16 protein-coding genes are annotated in these 15390 nt (G+C 70.2%); 8 read left to right on the top strand and 8 right to left on the bottom strand.

Annotated features, from left to right (window positions below; genetic code table 11):
* Positions 1 to 11: 11 nt before the first annotated feature.
* From AB0E91_RS28090 to AB0E91_RS28075, 4 genes are all read right to left on the bottom strand, one after another.
* Complete coding sequence (locus AB0E91_RS28090) at positions 12 to 236, bottom strand: helix-turn-helix transcriptional regulator (RefSeq protein WP_161183029.1); 225 nt, start codon at positions 234 to 236, stop codon at positions 12 to 14.
* On the bottom strand, positions 236 to 856 hold the full coding sequence (locus AB0E91_RS28085; RefSeq protein ID WP_361787585.1) for a DUF2975 domain-containing protein: 621 nt from the start codon (positions 854 to 856) through the stop codon (positions 236 to 238). The genes AB0E91_RS28090 and AB0E91_RS28085 overlap by 1 nt, the downstream gene beginning before the upstream one ends.
* Positions 857 to 1025: 169 nt before the next feature.
* Positions 1026 to 1685 carry a DUF402 domain-containing protein gene (locus tag AB0E91_RS28080; protein WP_361787583.1) on the bottom strand — a complete coding sequence of 220 codons (660 nt, stop codon included), beginning with the start codon at positions 1683 to 1685 and terminating at the stop codon, positions 1026 to 1028.
* Complete coding sequence (locus tag AB0E91_RS28075; protein ID WP_361787581.1) at positions 1682 to 2605, bottom strand: hypothetical protein; 924 nt, start codon at positions 2603 to 2605, stop codon at positions 1682 to 1684. Before AB0E91_RS28075 ends, AB0E91_RS28080 begins: the two co-directional genes overlap by 4 nt.
* Positions 2606 to 3217: 612 nt before the next feature.
* Here AB0E91_RS28075 and AB0E91_RS28070 point away from each other — a divergent pair.
* The 3 genes from AB0E91_RS28070 (at position 3218) to AB0E91_RS28060 (ending at position 5597) form a co-directional block, all read left to right on the top strand.
* Positions 3218 to 4777, top strand: a complete 1560-nt coding sequence (locus AB0E91_RS28070) for an AMP-binding protein (RefSeq protein WP_361787579.1) — start codon at positions 3218 to 3220, stop codon at positions 4775 to 4777.
* A gap of 108 nt (positions 4778 to 4885) precedes the next feature.
* Positions 4886 to 5131: a hypothetical protein gene (locus AB0E91_RS28065; protein ID WP_361787577.1), complete on the top strand. Its 246-nt coding sequence runs from the start codon at positions 4886 to 4888 to the stop codon at positions 5129 to 5131.
* Positions 5132 to 5318: 187 nt separating this feature from the next.
* Entirely contained in the window at positions 5319 to 5597 is a 279-nt protein-coding gene (locus tag AB0E91_RS28060) for a hypothetical protein (protein WP_361787575.1), read from the top strand.
* 102 nt (positions 5598 to 5699) lie between these two features.
* Here AB0E91_RS28060 and AB0E91_RS28055 read toward each other — a convergent pair whose 3' ends face one another.
* Positions 5700 to 6023: a hypothetical protein gene (locus AB0E91_RS28055; RefSeq protein WP_361787573.1), complete on the bottom strand. Its 324-nt coding sequence runs from the start codon at positions 6021 to 6023 to the stop codon at positions 5700 to 5702.
* 896 nt (positions 6024 to 6919) lie between these two features.
* Between AB0E91_RS28055 and AB0E91_RS28050 the strand changes: the two genes are divergently transcribed.
* The 5 genes from AB0E91_RS28050 (at position 6920) to AB0E91_RS28030 (ending at position 10809) form a co-directional block, all read left to right on the top strand.
* Positions 6920 to 7132, top strand: coding sequence for a hypothetical protein (locus AB0E91_RS28050; RefSeq protein WP_161183038.1), 213 nt, complete (start codon positions 6920 to 6922; stop codon positions 7130 to 7132).
* A 220-nt stretch (positions 7133 to 7352) separates the two neighbouring features.
* Positions 7353 to 9359: a hypothetical protein gene (locus AB0E91_RS28045; protein WP_361787571.1), complete on the top strand. Its 2007-nt coding sequence runs from the start codon at positions 7353 to 7355 to the stop codon at positions 9357 to 9359.
* 38 nt (positions 9360 to 9397) lie between these two features.
* The gene (locus AB0E91_RS28040) at positions 9398 to 10060 is read left to right on the top strand and encodes a hypothetical protein (RefSeq protein ID WP_361787569.1); all 663 of its coding nucleotides are present in this window, start codon (positions 9398 to 9400) and stop codon (positions 10058 to 10060) included.
* A gap of 189 nt (positions 10061 to 10249) precedes the next feature.
* Positions 10250 to 10516 (top strand): helix-turn-helix domain-containing protein, encoded by a 267-nt coding sequence (locus tag AB0E91_RS28035; protein WP_361108311.1) that lies wholly within the window; start codon positions 10250 to 10252, stop codon positions 10514 to 10516.
* A 17-nt stretch (positions 10517 to 10533) separates the two neighbouring features.
* Positions 10534 to 10809, top strand: a complete 276-nt coding sequence (locus AB0E91_RS28030) for an IS3 family transposase (protein ID WP_361787811.1) — start codon at positions 10534 to 10536, stop codon at positions 10807 to 10809.
* A gap of 107 nt (positions 10810 to 10916) precedes the next feature.
* Here the strand turns inward: AB0E91_RS28030 and AB0E91_RS28025 are convergent, their stop codons facing one another.
* From AB0E91_RS28025 to AB0E91_RS28015, 3 genes are all read right to left on the bottom strand, one after another.
* Positions 10917 to 11042: a hypothetical protein gene (locus AB0E91_RS28025; RefSeq protein WP_272919049.1), complete on the bottom strand. Its 126-nt coding sequence runs from the start codon at positions 11040 to 11042 to the stop codon at positions 10917 to 10919.
* 14 nt (positions 11043 to 11056) lie between these two features.
* On the bottom strand, positions 11057 to 11500 hold the full coding sequence (locus tag AB0E91_RS28020; RefSeq protein WP_361787567.1) for a helix-turn-helix transcriptional regulator: 444 nt from the start codon (positions 11498 to 11500) through the stop codon (positions 11057 to 11059).
* An 84-nt stretch (positions 11501 to 11584) separates the two neighbouring features.
* Positions 11585 to 15232 (bottom strand): helix-turn-helix domain-containing protein, encoded by a 3648-nt coding sequence (locus AB0E91_RS28015; protein WP_361787565.1) that lies wholly within the window; start codon positions 15230 to 15232, stop codon positions 11585 to 11587.
* Between the last annotated feature and the right edge of the window lie 158 nt (positions 15233 to 15390).

Below are 15390 nucleotides of genomic sequence, written 5' to 3'. Positions count from 1 at the left end.
CGGTGGGCGGTTCAGTCCTCGCGGATGCTGAGCAGGTCGCCGGGCTGGCAGTTCAGTTCGCGGCAGATCGCGGTGAGGGTGGAGAAGCGGATCGCCTTCGCGCGGTCGTTCTTGAGGACGGACAGGTTGACGACCGTCACGTCGACCCTGGCCGCCAGTTGGGACAGGGTCATGCCGCGCTCGGCCAGCAGCCGGTCGAGGTGGACCTTGACCCGGTGTTCGTCCTCCGGTGGCATCAGACAAGTCCCTCGGTATCGGCGCGGAGTTTCGTGCCCTGCCGGAAGACCTCGCCCAGGGCGAGGACGAGGAGGGCGAGCAGGAGGTATTTGCCGGAGAAGGTGAAGGCGAAGGGGATCTCGTCGGTCACACCGCTGGCGCGCACCAGAAGCGCCGTGGTCAGCGCCGGCAGTACGGGAGAAAGGACGGCCTGCACCAGCACCGTGAGCCCTATGGCGCTCAGCCGGCGGGCGTTCTTCGGCACGAAGACATCGCCGTCCCTCAGGGTCCTGGCGATCCGGAAGAGAAGGACCAGAACGAGGAGCAGGAGCAGACTGCCGACGATCTCCGGCAGCGCGAGCAGCAGGCGCTGACCGAAGTCCGGGTGGCTGAAGCCGAGTTCGGCCCGGTGGGTGCCGGTGAAGGTCATGCCCCAGTCCGCCGCGGCGGTTTTCAGCGTGCCGGGCACCCGGGTCGTGGCCTCGAGCTCGACGTCACGGGTCTCGACGGGGTCGATCAGGCCAACCACCCCGAGGACCGGGATCAGCACTCCGAAGACGCCGACGAGTAGAACGGCCAGGCCCAGAACGGCCTCCAGCAGCCGGTTGTCGGTCCGGTTCCACCAGGACTTCGCACCCACGGTTCCCCCCGTAGCTCAAGGTCTGCATATCGCTTATCGATACTATCGATAAGCGATATGCAGACTGTCAAGGCCGCACCCTCGGGCACTCGGAACCCGGCACCGACCGCGATCAGCAAAGGAAGGGCAGGACGGGGCGTTTCCGGTGGTCAGCCGGAATCGGGTCCCTTCACGCCTCCGTCCGCCGCGGCAGGCACGGAATCGGCCAGGTCCGGTTCCATCGCCACGTCGACCAGGTCACCGCTTCCGCGAACGGCCCCGCCCGTTCCCCGAGCATCGCCACAACCTCGCCGCGTGCCGCGTCGACGGCGCGGTGGTCGGCATCGGTGATGAGGCCGAGCCTGCGGGCGTGGGCGTACTCGTCCTCGTCCTTCCATTCCCAGTGGGCGAGGTCGGGGGTGACGAGAAGGTCCACGGCGAGATCGAAGGTGTCGAATCCGTCGGGGGTGCGGAGCATGGGGCGTTCGAAGTTCACGTACCAGTTCCGCAGCCCGGCCCCGGTGTAGAAGGCGTTGACGCTGAACCAGGAGGTGGCCGGCTTCCAGGCCCGCAGCTCGGTCTCCCGCCAGCGGCCGGGGGTCTGCTCCCAAGTCCCGGCCGCCAGAGCGTCGAACGCACTGGTGCGCTGGGAACGATCGCCCTCCACAAGGGACTTGACGTACAGCGCGGGCCACCTGGTCTCCGCTCCCGGCGCGCAGCCCGTTTCCAGGGCGTCTCCGGTGTCGGCGAGGACACGCAACGCGTGCTCGCTCCATACGTGGCGTACCCGGCCGCTGTGGTGTACGTCCCGTCGTACGACCGTCCGGCCGGGCCGGAAAGGGCTGTTCAAGGGGCTTCTCCTTCGGCACCGTAATACCCGTGGCGCAACCGGAACCGCATGGAATCGGTGCCGCTCGCCCGGATGTGTTCGATGAGCGTCGATCTCAGCGGCTCGGGCAATCCCCTGCCGTGTTCCCTGGTCCATTCGAGGGAGCCGAAGAGCTGGGCCGCGCCGTCGAGTTGGGCCCGGCTCGGGACCTGGGTCACCAGCGCGGCGACGACGTGGTCGGGGTGCTCGGCGAACAGCTGCCGCTGCACCGTCAGGTCGTACCACAGCAGTCCGCCGGTCGACTCCCTGGCGGCTGTCCCGGCCCAGGCCAGCAGGGCGCGAGCCCGCTCGATCCCCTCGGGGTAGTGGTGGCGGGTCAGAGCGGCGAGGCGGTCCTCGGCGCCGGGCGCGCTGTCCGGCGAGGCTTCGCGACCCGGCAGTCGGGCCACGTCCGCGGCCGCGTCGGAGAGACCGGCCGGCGCCGCATGTACCCAGCGCATCCGGCGTCGTTCGCTCTCTGCCCGTTGAACAGCCGACTCCGCCTGGGCATCCCGCGATCCGGTCAGACCTCGCTCGGCGAGCCATTCCGTGAGCGCCGGACCGTCCCGCAGGTCGGCGTCGAACGCGCCGACGCTCCGCAGGCCGGTTTGGTGGTGAAGCGTCCAGCAGGCGAGCCGCTCGCCGTCCGAGTCGTACACCATGATCGTCGGCCGGCCCGCACACCGGCACCGGTCGCCGTTCCCGCCGTCCACGATGGCCAGCCGCCGGGCCAAGTCGGCGATCTCCGCACCGGTCACCACGGTCCGTGCCCGGTCGGCGGCGTCCACCTCGTCGGGCGATGCCTCGACGATCACGACGTACTCCGCGCGGTTCAGCACCTCCACCAACCGCGCCGTTGTCGGTGCGTCCCGGGCCGCGGCGTCGTACCAGTCGAAGAACATGCCCGCGAGGGTATCGAGCGGCCCGCCCTGCCCATGGCCAACTGCAGTTCTGGACCGGAGGTGTTGAACCGGGTCATCGTCTCGCGCCCCAGTTCAGCCGATTCCCGCGAGGTCAACTCGGCGACGTGCAGCACATGTCGAATGGGCTTGACCAGCACTCCCTCGATTCCGAACAGCCGAACAGCCGGACCCCCGGGCAGCCGGACCCCCGGGTAGCCGGGCAGCCGGTAGCCGCACGCTCACGATGACAGGCATCCGATCACGGAAACCAGCCCAGCCCCATCGCATGATTCCGGCCACTCGAACCGCACCCCGTCTCCGGCAGAGGTTGCGAACAGCCGTTCCCTCGACGCCCCGTGACTCGTTCCCGTCTCCCCGCGCCGGGCCGAATACCGACGTCGGCCTTCCACTCGGCTGGCCCCGTCCCACCCCCGCGGCATAAAGTCGATCTTGGTCGGCCCAGGCAACCTTTTTGCAGGTCAGGGGCCATCACCACACGTGGAGCAGGGTGGCGCGATGGTAGTCGTGCGGGTCCCGCTCCCGTCCCCCCACAGAGAACAGTCACAAAGACCGGCACGTCCAGCCGACGGGTCGGTTCAGGAGGTCCAGCACATGTCCGATGTCGCCCCCCGCTTCCGCAGCCATGTGGAGGACATCCTCGAGGGCCTGCGGGCCGAACCCGGCAGGGAAGCGCTCGTGCACGGTGGTCGCCGTATCACCGCCGGGGAGTTCCACGACCTCGTGCACCGGATGGCGTGGGCGCTTCAGGCGCAGGGAATCGAGCGGGGACAGACCGTCACCCTGCTCAGTGGCAACCTGCCCGAGGCGATCGCGCTGCGGTACGCCGCGAACCTGATCGGCGCGCAGGTCAATCACCTGTACGGCAAGCTCTCGGCGGACGTACAGGCCGCCATCGTGCGTGACGTGGAGACCCGGGCGCTCGTGGTCGATCCTCGGATGAGCGGCCGAGCGGAGGAGATCGTCGAGGCCGTCGACGTGAAGTCGGTGCTCACCCTCGGACCGGCCGGCACCGATCAGGACGCACCCGACGACCAGGACCTTCTCGCCCTGGCCGCCCTCCAGTCCCCCGAGCCCTTCCCCAGCCAGGCCGCGCCCGACGCCGTCTGCGCCATCCGGCACACCGGCGGCACCACCGGTCACCCCAAGGGGATATGCACCACCTACCGGCAGGTGCAGGAGCTGCGTACCGCGCGTCCGGACGACGACGGCAGCACACCGCCCCGGCAGCTCATCGTCACCACCATCGCGCACGCGGCCGCAATGCTCGCCGACGGTGTGCTGGAGACCGGCGGCACCGTCGTCCTGCTCGACGACTTCGATCCCGGCGAGGTGCTCGACACCATCGAGCGCGAGCGCATCACCCACATGTGGCTGCTGCCGCCCCTGCTGTACCAGCTCCTGGACCACGCACACATGGAGCGCACCGACACCTCTTCGCTGCGCCAGGTGGTGTACGGCGGCTGCCAGGCGTCCCCCACCCGGATCGCCGAGGCGGTGCGGCGCCTGGGTCCGGTCCTGATGCAGGGCTACGGCCAGAACGAGGCCGGCATCATCAGCATCCTCTCCCCCGCCGACCACGACCCGGACCGCCCCGAGCGGCTGCGCACCGCCGGACGGATCGTGCCCGGCGTCGACGTGGAGATCCGCGACGAGGACGGCACCGCACTGCCCAACGGCGAGCACGGCGAGATCTGCGTGCGCTCCGCCATGGCGATGGAGGGCTACTGGAAGCAGCCCGAACTGACCGCCGAGGTCCTGAAGGACGGCTGGCTGCACACCGGTGACATCGGCTTCCGCGACGACGACGGCTACCTCACCGTCGTGGACCGCATCAAGGACATGATCGTCGTGGTCGGCGGCCATGTGTACACCACCGAGCTCGAAGACCTGCTCAACAGCCACCCGGACGTCGGGCAGAGCGCGGTGTTCGGTGTCCGCGACGAGGACCGCATGGAGCAGGTCCACGCCGCCGTGCTGCTCGCCCCCGGCGCCACCACCGGCGCGGACGAGCTGCGCGCGATGGTCCGCGCGGCACGCGGCGCGATGTACGAGCCCGCCCGCATCACCTTCCCGTCCGAGCTGCCCCTGACCGACGTGGGCAAGCCCGACAAGAGGGAACTGCGCCGCCTCGCCACCGCCCCCACGGGCTGACACCCGCGCCCCGGTCCGAGCCGCCCCGCACCACCGACACGGTGTGGGGCGGCCCCATGTCCGTTGCCCGGCAAGGAGCTTGGGGCGATCACGGACGTCAACACCCGCTTGCACGACCGTATTCGGGCGACAGCGGGCAACAACCCCCTCGTCTCGCTCATGGAACCGGTCGACGGCCGACTGCGCCCGCTCACCCGGCGGAACACGAAGTGGTCCGAACCCCTCGCCGAGCACCGGGGTTTGCACGAAGCCATCACCCCAGGCGACCGGCAGAGCGCCCGCGTGCACGCCCTCCCCCATGTCCGCGCCACCACCACCCGCCCGTGCGGCATCTCTTCGGCGAGGACCGCGTGACGCCGCCCCGACGCCCTGAGGGAGAGACGGGCGCGTGAGCCACTCATGACCACAAGCGGAATCGCTTATGTGTTTTATCGGGGGGCTGTTGCGCCGTTTGCTCTGTTTCCGGCCACCTGTTGGCTATTCTCTTGCGTTGCCGGGATCGATGGTTCGGGAATTTCCGTTCCGGCGAGAGGGGTTGCTCGTGCTGTTCGTGCACGGAGCTTCGGTGACGGCGGTGGTCCGCGGCAGTACTGGTGAGCCGGTGGTGTTGATCTCGGAACAGTCGTTTCCGGCGGCTACCGGATCACAGCGGACGGATTTGATCAATACTGATTTGATCAATGCGGCCCGCGCCGTTCTGGACGCGGCGGAATTCAGCGTGTTCGAGAAAGTGACGGCGGGGTGGGGGACGGGAGTTCCCGACAGATTCGTGACGACGGACGGAGATGTCCTGTCCGTGTTCGAGGTGCGGGTCGACTGACGATTCGGCCTGCCACGCGCTCACAAGCGCAAACGTTTCCCGCATGACGGCGCCGCCCGCCACCGGTCCTTCCGGTGGCGGGCGGCGCGGGTCTTCTCCGGACTACCGGCGCCAGCGCGGGAAGCAGTCCCGGTAGTTGTCGTAGCGGTCCCAGCCGTTGCGGTCGTCGCAGTGGCGGCGCCGGTCGTCGTACCGGCGCCAGTCGTCGTAGCGACGGCAGTCGCGGCCGTTGTAGTAGTAACGACCGTGGCGGTAGTCGTCGTTCCGCCAGTGGTCGTGGTTCTGCGCGGGCAGCGTGCGGTACGCCGACGCCACCGGGGTCGAGGCGGCGGAGATCGGAGCGGCGGCCGCCTGCGTCGAGAGCGGCACCACGACAACGCCGGCCGTCAAGACTGCTCCGGCCACCGCCTTAGCGAAGGTCTTCACCTAAATTCCTTTCGGACATCAGGGTTTCGGGTTCGGCCCTGTTGATGCGGCTGACGCTACATCACCTTTCTCGCGCCTCAGGCAAGCCTCACGAGCGCCCATTCTTCGCGAGGCGCTTTGACATGGGTACGGAATCAGCAGCTCAGCGGCGGGTTCGGGGGAATTGCCTCCACACCCCTGACGATTCGACACCCAGCGTCCGAGCAGGTGAATTTGCGGAAGCCCCGACCGTTTCATCGGAGTTGACCAACGGCGATCGTCGGGGTGAATGCGGCCACTTCACCGCCCCGCCTGTCACGGAGTACCGCATCGAGAAAACAAATGGTCGCCGATATGGGGGTGCGTTGATACCGCCCTATGTCTTTCGAGGTACGTCCACGGTCGTCCGACGACCCGTCACTTCCGTTGCCTCACGGGCGAACCGCGCGTGCTCCAGCGATCGACGCGTCGGCGTGGCGGAGGCGCCGGCGCGGCTCTCGCCACCCACCCGCACAGCCTCCCGCCACCCAAGGGAACAGAGTGTCTATTTTGAAACTATGTCCGATATAGAGGATTTGCACTGTCAGATCCCTTTCGGCTACTGTCCGACGCCTCCGGACGAAACGTCCAGAGACTCTGGACAGCGAGTTGGCTGTATTACTGCGCGTTCCCTTCTCGCAGGCTCGCCGTTCAGACCCCCGTGACCGGGCTCCTTATGGCCCGGTCACGGGGGAAGCAGGGCCGCGAACCGGTTCGTCCGCCGCTGTCCGCCGGCTCGCCCGCTACCCCCTGGGCGGGCCGGCGCGGCGGCGGACGCCGGGGAGCGGAGTGACAGGACAGGCGGGGACACCCATGCGTCCCCAACGAGCCAACTCCTTTCACATACACATCCGTTCAACGATGAAAGGTGCATCCAGATGAACATCGACCAGCTCGAGGCCGAGACCGCCGAACTGCTTCCGTCCCGCGAGGCGCTGGGCCGGTTCTCGTTCAACCTCACCAAGCTGACGAGCGTGACCAAGAAGGTCGCGACCATCGACGCCCACAACGAGTCCGCCGCGGTGAACCAGTACTCGCCGCTCGCCGTGGCCCAGTCCTCGGCCGCTCAGGGCATCAGCGTCCACCAGTAACAAGCCGGGCGGTGCGAGGAAACGGATCTGCCCGGCCCGTCCTCGCACCGCCCTCCCGAGTGCTGCTCGACAGCAGCGGGCTCTGCCCCTGCGTAAACGGTTCTCCTTCGCGCCTGCCCCCCCGGGTACGGCCGCGGAGGAGAACCGTTCGGGCATCACCCCCCGGGCGCGGAGTACCGGCTCACGCGCCCCATCGACTTCCCCCGCAGTGGAGATCACCATGACGCCGTCCGGAGACGACCCGCTCATGGGCAGGGTGCGGGTACCCGCTCCCCGTCCCGGCCCGGACCAGGTCCAGGACCGGAGCGAGGACCGGAGCGAGGACCGGAGCGAGGACCGGGACGACGAGCAGGATCAGAGCCTGAACCACGGCCAGGAGTTCGCGGCGGAGCCGGCGGAGCCGACCGTGACGACGCCGACGGCGGACCCGGTGCCCGACCCCGAAACCGCCGCCCTCCATGTCCCCCACCCCAGCCCGGGTCTCGAACTGCTCGGTGAATACCGGGGATCGGGGTTCACCGAGCGCAAGTACATGGTGCGGCGGGCGGACGGCCAGATGCTGATGCTGTCCCGGCTGCTGTACCTGGTCGTCGGGTCCGTCGACGGTGTACGCACCGCCGAGGCCGTGTCCCACCGGGTCAGCGGCCGCTACGGCGCCGAGGTCACCGCGCAGAACGTCATGTATCTGGTGGAGCGGCGGCTCACCCCGCTCGGGGTCACCCTCCCCGGCCCCGGCCAGGAGCAGGAGGCCAAGCTTCCGCGCTCCGATCTGATGCTGGCGCTGCGCGGCCACCGGGTGATCTTCCGCGAGGAGCAAGTGGCGCGGATCGCCTCCGCGTTGGCGTGGCTGCACCGGCCGCCGATGGTCGCGCTGGTGCTGGCCGGGGTGGCCGCGGTCGACGTCTGGCTGTTCGCCGTCCACGGCGCGATCACCCCGCTGCTGCGGGTCCTGGAGCAGCCGGTGTGGATGATCACGCTGTTCGTGCTCACCGTGGCATCGCTGCTCTTCCACGAGTTCGGGCACGCCTCGGCCTGCCGCTACAGCGGCGCTGCACCGGGGAAGATCGGCTGCGGCATCTTCCTGATCTGGCCGTCGATGTACACGGACGTGACCGACGTGTACCGGGCGGGCCGGGCCGGCCGGCTGCGCACCGGCCTGGGCGGGGTGTACTTCAACGCCGTCTTCATGCTGGTGCTGGCGGCCGGCTACGCCCTGACCGGGCAGCCCGTCTTCCTCGCGGCCCTGTACCTCACGCACTTCGAGGTCCTCGAGCAGCTGATGCCGATCGTCCGGCTGGACGGCTACTACATCCTGGGTGACCTCGCGGGCGTGCCGGACCTGTTCGGCAGGATCAAGCCGGTCCTGCTGGACATGGTGCCGGGCCGCCGCCGTCGTACGGGCTCCGGGGCACACGATCTCAACCGCCCCGCGCGGATCACGGTCACCGCCTGGGTCCTGGCCGTGATCCCGGTGCTGGCCGCCGAGACGGCGTACGTCCTGTGGAACCTGCCCCGGCTGCTGACCACCGCGGTACGCAGTCTCGCCCACCAGTGCGACGGCACCTACGCCGCCTTCGCCGACGGTCGTCCGGGCGCCGGGGTCGTGGGTGTCATCGGCACGCTGATGCTGCTGTGCCCGCTGGCCGGCGGCATCTATCTGGCCTGCCGGATCGGAGTCCGTCTGGCACGTGCCGCGCTCCGGTCGACCCAGGACCGGCCCGCGAAGCGCCTGGTCCTGGCGGCCTCGGTCGGCGTGGGCATCCTCGGTCTGACGTTCGCGTGGTGGCAGGGGCTCACACCCCGGCCGCTCCCGGCGGCGGCGCCGGTCACGCCGGTCCTGCAACCGGCCGCGCCCACGACCCGGCCCCCGCAGCCGACGCCCGAGCCTTCCGTCTCCCCTTCGCCCCCCGTGTCGTGGCCGTCGGCCACTCCTTCCGCCGTACGCCCGCTGCCGCGCCGTACGACCGTCGCCCCCAGCCGCCCCGCGCGGCGCGCCGTACCGCCGGTCACCGCGACCGCGACGCCGGACGAGCCGCCGCGCTCCGCCTCGGCCCGTCCCACGACCGCGCCGCCGGACCGGCCCTCGCCGTCCTCCTCGGACGAGCCGGACCCCTCCGAGTCCGCGTCGGCGCCGCCCCTTCCGACCACCGTCCCGCCCACGTCCGCCCCGGCGAGCCCGACCGAGCCCACGGACGGACACCGCCCCCACCACAGGAGCCAGTCATGAAACACCGCAAGCCATACACCGGCTTTCTCAGGAGCCGGATGGCCGGAATCGGCGTGGCGGCCACCGCCGCGCTGGCCGCCACCGCCACCGTTCCCGCCACCGCCGTCACCCTCCCGACCGCGCCCACCGCCCCGAGCGGTACGGCCGGCCGGGCGGCGGTCGCGGTGGACCTCGCCAACTCCCGTGCCGACAGGACCCACATGTACGACTTCGACGAGAGTTTCCGTATCCACGAGTACGGCCCGACGGTCGCCGTCACCGCCAACAACCGTGCCACCGCCGTCTCGGCGGGCTGCTCGGCCGACGCCCCGTGCCGTTCGGTCGCGCTGTCCTTCCAGATCGTGACGACGGCGGGCAGCAACGCCCGGCTCATCAACGCCACCAACCTCAGCCGGGCGTTGAACGAGCACTGCGCGGGCTGCGAAACCCTGTCGGCGGCCTACCAGTTCGTGGTGGCCACTCCGCGCGAGTTCCATCTCAGCAAGGCGTCGCGGTCCGAACTCGCCGGTATCGAGCGGCAGGTGGAGGCGCTGCACACCTCGCGTCTGCCCATCGCCCGGATCAGGGAGCGGGCGGACGCGCTCGCGCAGCAGGTCAAGGTCATCCTCGACCGCGAGACGGCGCGTGCCCCGCGGGGCGACGCGCGTGACCCGCGCACCAACTTCGCGCCCACCGTGACCATGCACCGCCACATGCGCTGACCCCGGCCGGCCCGAGCGGGGCCCGGCGGCCGCGCACGCGGTGCCGGGCCCCGCGCCCCCGGCGGGAACCGCCCGTACCGCCGGGCGGATGTCGGCCCCCGCACAACCCGAACCGGAAGAGAAGTCAGGCTCCGCCCGTACGAGTTACCGGGCGACCGGCATGAACCCCGACACCGGAGACGTGACCCAGTGAGCCCACACCACCCCGAGCTGCGCGACCTCGCCATGGACCTCCTCTCGCAAGGGCGTCCCGCCAGGGAGATCGCGCAACGTCTGCGGATCTCGCCGCAGACCGTCTACCGCTGGCGCAGGACCCGCATCCCGCGGCCCGAGGCGGCGCAGACCCGCAGCCGCATCGCGGAGCTGGAGCGGGAGATCCTCATGCACCGCAGAACGATCGAGGCCCTGAAAGACGCGATGCCCCCAAAAGGCGCTACGCGGTCGTCTCTCAAGTAGCCGCGCACGGACACCCGATCAGCAGACTCGTCGCTCTGCTCGGTGTCTCCGAGTCCGGCTACTACGCCTACCGGAAGCGACCGCCGTCACCCCGCGCCCTGCGCCACGCCTGGCTCACCCAGCTGATTCTGACGATCCATCACGAGTCGGGCGCGTCTTATGGCTACCGCCGCATCCACCAGGAACTCCACGACCGCTACGGCGTCACGGTCAGCCACGGCACCGTCGAACATCTCATGCGGCAGGCCCGCATCCACGGCAGGACCGGCCGCACCGCCGCCCCCAACCCCTGACGGACAGGTATGAACACAGCAGCAGCCCCGCTCGGTACAGCGCGCCCGTACCTCCCCGTTCACCCTGTGTCGGACAACGCCGGACCGCAGGCCCATCGCATCCGCCTCTACAGCGCGCTCGACACCCTGCGCGCCCCGCTCGGTGCCACCGACATCCAGGCCGTCTTCGACATCGCGGAACTGGACGCCGCCACCGTCCAGACGGTCATCGGCTGGATCACCGGCCCGCGCACCACGGGACCGTCGGCTACCCCGCTTCCTCCGCCCCTTCCGCCCCTCCCTCCTCTTCCCCTTCTTCCGCTCCCGCCGTCAGCAGGGATTCCACCAGGACCGCCACATGCCGTCGGTCCGCCGCGCTGAGCCGGCACACGCTCGCGATGAGGATCTCCACCTCGGGGTCGGCCTGTTCGGGCACCGACTCGTAGTAGAGGCTGACGCCCGCCGCCTCGGCCGCCGCGCGCCGCAGCGGCTCCACCGGAACGCCGAGGCCCCGGGCCAGACCCTCCAGCGTCGCCTCCTGCGGCATCCGCGCGAGCCGGGCTGCCGTCGCCAGGTGATGCACCGTGGAGCGTGAGATGCCTCCGCGCCGGGCCACATCGCCATAGGACCAGCCAAACCGATCCAACCTACTCCTGATCAGCTCCCGCAGCGAACTCGACACCACCGGCACATCCCATCGGAGACACAACATCCACCTGCCTAAGACCCAACGACCCGCCCCCCGAAGTCGTTCTGCCCCGCACCCCGGTCGAGTGGTGTGGGCTTGACCTTCCCGTCACCGCCAGGCCGCGACGACGCGGTCCAGCTCCGCGCGGAGCCCCCGGTCCCGCACGACGGGGCGCATCCAGTCGACGTCCGTGGGCCTCAGCTGCCACAGCCCGTCCTGGTCCAGGGTCAGGAGCAGGCGCTCGGCGTGCACGGCCAGCCAGTCGTCGGCCCCGAGATCGCGGGCGAGACGGAGCAGGCCGATCACGAGCGTGGGCGGGCGGCGGTCCTCCGGGATGTGGTCGTGGAGGGTGAGGGCGGCGGCGAGGGTCGTCTCGGTGTCGGCCCGGTGGGCGCCTCGCCAGAGGTGCGTGGTGCTCGCCTCCTCGAGCAGGCTCTCCAGTCTCAGTTCGGCCGTTCCGTCATTGTCCAGCGCGGGCGCCTCGCGACGGAACCTGCTGGTGATCCGGCGGAGTTCCGCGTGGGAGACATCCCGGCGGGCGGCCAGCCGCGCGAGGCAGTCGGCCAGCACCAGCCAGGTCCGGGCGGCGACCTCTCCGGACCCGGTGTGCTGGGGCGAGGTCAGGGCGTCCAGCAGGGCGACGGCGGTTTCGGGCGGCAAGTCCCTTGCAGCGTCGCGGAGATGACGGGCTACGAGGTCGACGGCGAGGGCCCGGTTGTCTCCGGGTAGTTCCCGTAGGCCGTCGAGGATGTCCGGGTGCAGTCCGTACGGTGTCCGTGGGTCGGGGCGGCAGAGGAGGGCGATCAGGTCGTGGGCCGCGGAGATGCTGTTGTCGCCGTCGAAGCGGTACGTGGTGAAGGCGTCCGGTACGCGGTCGAGCAGGGGTGCCACGGCTTGGAGCAGACACTGGAGGTCGGTGTCCCAGGTGAAGGCCGCGAGGGCGTGCAGGCGTGTGGGGAGCGGCTGTTGCTCGACGATGCGTGCGGTGCCCGTAGGTTTTTCGAGGTGGATCAGGTCGAGCCCCCAGGCCGGGTCGAGCGCGGCGGGCTCGGTGCCGGGCAGGACGGCGAGGTCGCGTGCGTCACGGTCGGCGGGCTGGACGCGGAGCGAGGTGATGAAGGCGGTCCAGGATGCCTCCCCGAACTGTGAACGCCACAGGTGGGTCTGACGTTGCCAGCGGTCCATGGTGGCGTCGCCGCCGACGATCCGGGAGAGCGGCAGGGGGTTTGCCGCCCGGGCGGCCAGGAGCAGCAGGTTCGCGGTGTACACCGCGTCCTGTCGGGTGCGGTGGGGCGGGGCCGGATGGTAGAGGACGTGGGTGCGGCGGGAGTCGTCCTCGACAGTCCGCCGGAAGAGAAGGCCCAGTAACTCCACCAGTTCGGAACGGTGTTGGGAAGGCAGCGGGGCGAGCAACTCCCCGACGTCGGCCAGGGCCTCCGCGCGGTCGCTCAGCGGTACGTGGGAGAGCAACGCGTGGAGACGGCCGTCGTCGGTGTCGTCGCCGCCGATCAGAAGGCAGTGCAGCTCGTCGGTGATCAGGCGGGTGAGGAGGTACTCCCCGAAGGTGGCGTGCAGGAATTCGTAGGAACGCAGTTCCGTGTGCGTCACGACCGCCTGGGACTCGTGGATGAAGAAGAAGCGGCCGAACAGCAGCGAGGAGGATTCGGGAACCTCACCGCCAAGGAGGACGGCCAGATCGTCTTCCGCCTCGTGCGCGGTGATGCTCTGCTTGCGGCGGTTGAACATGCCGATCGCGATGACCGAGAGGCGTTGCAGCTCACGCTCGACGGCTGCTTCCGTCCAGGTCGGTCGTGCGCCTTGGTGCTTGCCGACCTGGCGGCGGACGAACTCCGCCAACAGCCTTTCGTACAGCCCCAGCCGGTCGATCCCGGCGCCCTCCTGCCGCGAGAGCACGTTGTCCGAGGCGTCGTACAGGGCCAGCATCATCAACAGCAGTGGCTGGGCGGCGAGTTCGCGGTGCGGTCGGAGCGTCTCCGGTGCCAACGGGCGCAGACCTGTGTCGAGGAAGTACCGGCGGTTCGTGGCGTTCCACGTCCGCAGCCAGTGTGCGACACGGGCATCGTCGAACGGTTCCAGGCGGATCACCGCGCCGCTGGAGGGAGTTCGAGCCTGATCGGCCACCACCGTGCGGCTGGTGACGACGACAGCGGTCGGTCGGCCATGGTCGGTCTCGTCGCGTTGAAAGCGTTCCACTCCCAGCAGGTAGTCGTGGTGGCGCTGTCGGTCGGCCTGGTCCGCGGCAGCCTGGAGCAGTTCGTCGAAGCCGTCCAGGAGCACGACCCGGACGACGCCGGAGTCGGGGCCCGTGACCTCGGCCCAGGAGGTGCGGCGGCCGGTCGAGCGCCACAGGGCTTCCTCGATCTGGTCCCGCACGTCCAAGTCCGCCGACAGATGGCGGAGTTCGACGCGAAGACAGAAGAACTCCGAGGCCGGGAGGTGGGCGGCGATCAGTTTCGTGAGGAGGGACTTGCCGCTACCGGGGTGGCCGAGGACCACCAGGGGGCCATGTGTGGCGTCATCGGTCAGCAGGTACGCCGCCAGAAACTCCGCGAGGTCGTCCCGCAGCGGCATACGGAGCCACCAGTCGTCGCGGGACAAGCCGTGGGAGCCGGTGTACGAGGCGACACGGAAGGCGGGGTCGACGTAACCGGCCCCGAGGGTGGGGATGCGCGGCCCCACCGCTTCGCCGGCCGCGAGGGGCGCGCGTAGGAGATGACGATGGTGGTCGGGTGCTTTGCCACCGTCGGCGAACTGTTCCAGCAGGTCGGCCAGGGCGGTGAGCGCTGTGGGAAGTTTCCGGTCGGCGGAGGTCGGCTGCTCCACGGCCTCGGGCGGGTCCTCGGTACGGGAGGTGAGGCGGAGCTCGGGGCAGTCCCAGAGGACGTGGTCGAGCAGGGTCTCGTAGCGGCGCCAGGCGGTCCGGGCCAGGTCTCCGGGGTCGATGTCACGGGCGCCGGTTCCATGGACGAGGTCGGCCGCGTACGAGTAGGTCGTCTCGATCTCGTGGCGGCGTTCGTCCGGGGTGCCTACCCTCACGGAGCCGAGGGTGACGTGTTCCAGCTCGGTCACGATGTCGGCGGTGGGCGCACCGTCGCGCGTCGCGTCCAGCTCGGGCTCGTACACGATGCCGTACTGCGCGACGGCCTGGCAGAACGCGGTCACGAGGACCGCCAGGTCGGCCGCGCACAGCAGGGCGGTGCGGGCGGTGCCGTGGCTCGACCGGACCCGTTCCGCGAACCCCTCCAGCACTGGGCGCAGGTCGGCCGCTGTGCCGCCGGTCAGCCGCAGCGGTTCCAGGATCTCTTCGGCCAGACCGTGGAAGGCCGGGCGTCCGCCGACCAGGATCTCGACCGCCCCGGCGAAGTCGGGGGCGACCTCGACGGGCGGTGGCGGCGCGGCGGAAGGGTGGTTCGCGGGGCGCTGCCTCCCGGCCCGCGGTACGGGAACTGCGGCGACGTTCGCCTCGACCTCCTCCAGCCGCAGCCGCCACCAGCCCCGGTCGAAGGTCAGTCCGGCGGGCGGGCGAGGACCGCCGCGCGTGCGGCAGTACTCCACCACGCCGAGCACGTCGTCCCAGGAGGGTGGCGTGGCGCGTCGCGCGTTGAGGAGTGCCGAGACCGTCGGCTCGCTGCGGTGCAGGGCCCGTGCCAGGTCGCTCTGCGGGACTCCGCAACCACGGACCAGCCGTCGGAGCAGTCCGCAGAAGTCCGCCACCGCGCCGGACGTCTCCCCCACCGCACACCTCCGTGTCTTCGGCCCGCTTCGGCGCGGACGACCGGACGTGTGCGGTCCGGCCTGCGTCAACGCCTCAGCTGTTTCGCATACTTCCGCGTTCCCGGACAGAAAGTCCCCTTGTTGCCAGGGTCATTGGGACACGCCACGTGCCACCGCAT

The organism is Streptomyces sp. NPDC026659, assembly GCF_040638245.1.
In the GTDB taxonomy this organism is placed as follows: Bacteria; Actinomycetota; Actinomycetes; order Streptomycetales; family Streptomycetaceae; genus Streptomyces.
The sequence above is the reverse complement of the archived record's forward strand: the minus strand, read 5'-3'. Positions and strand labels throughout refer to the sequence as shown.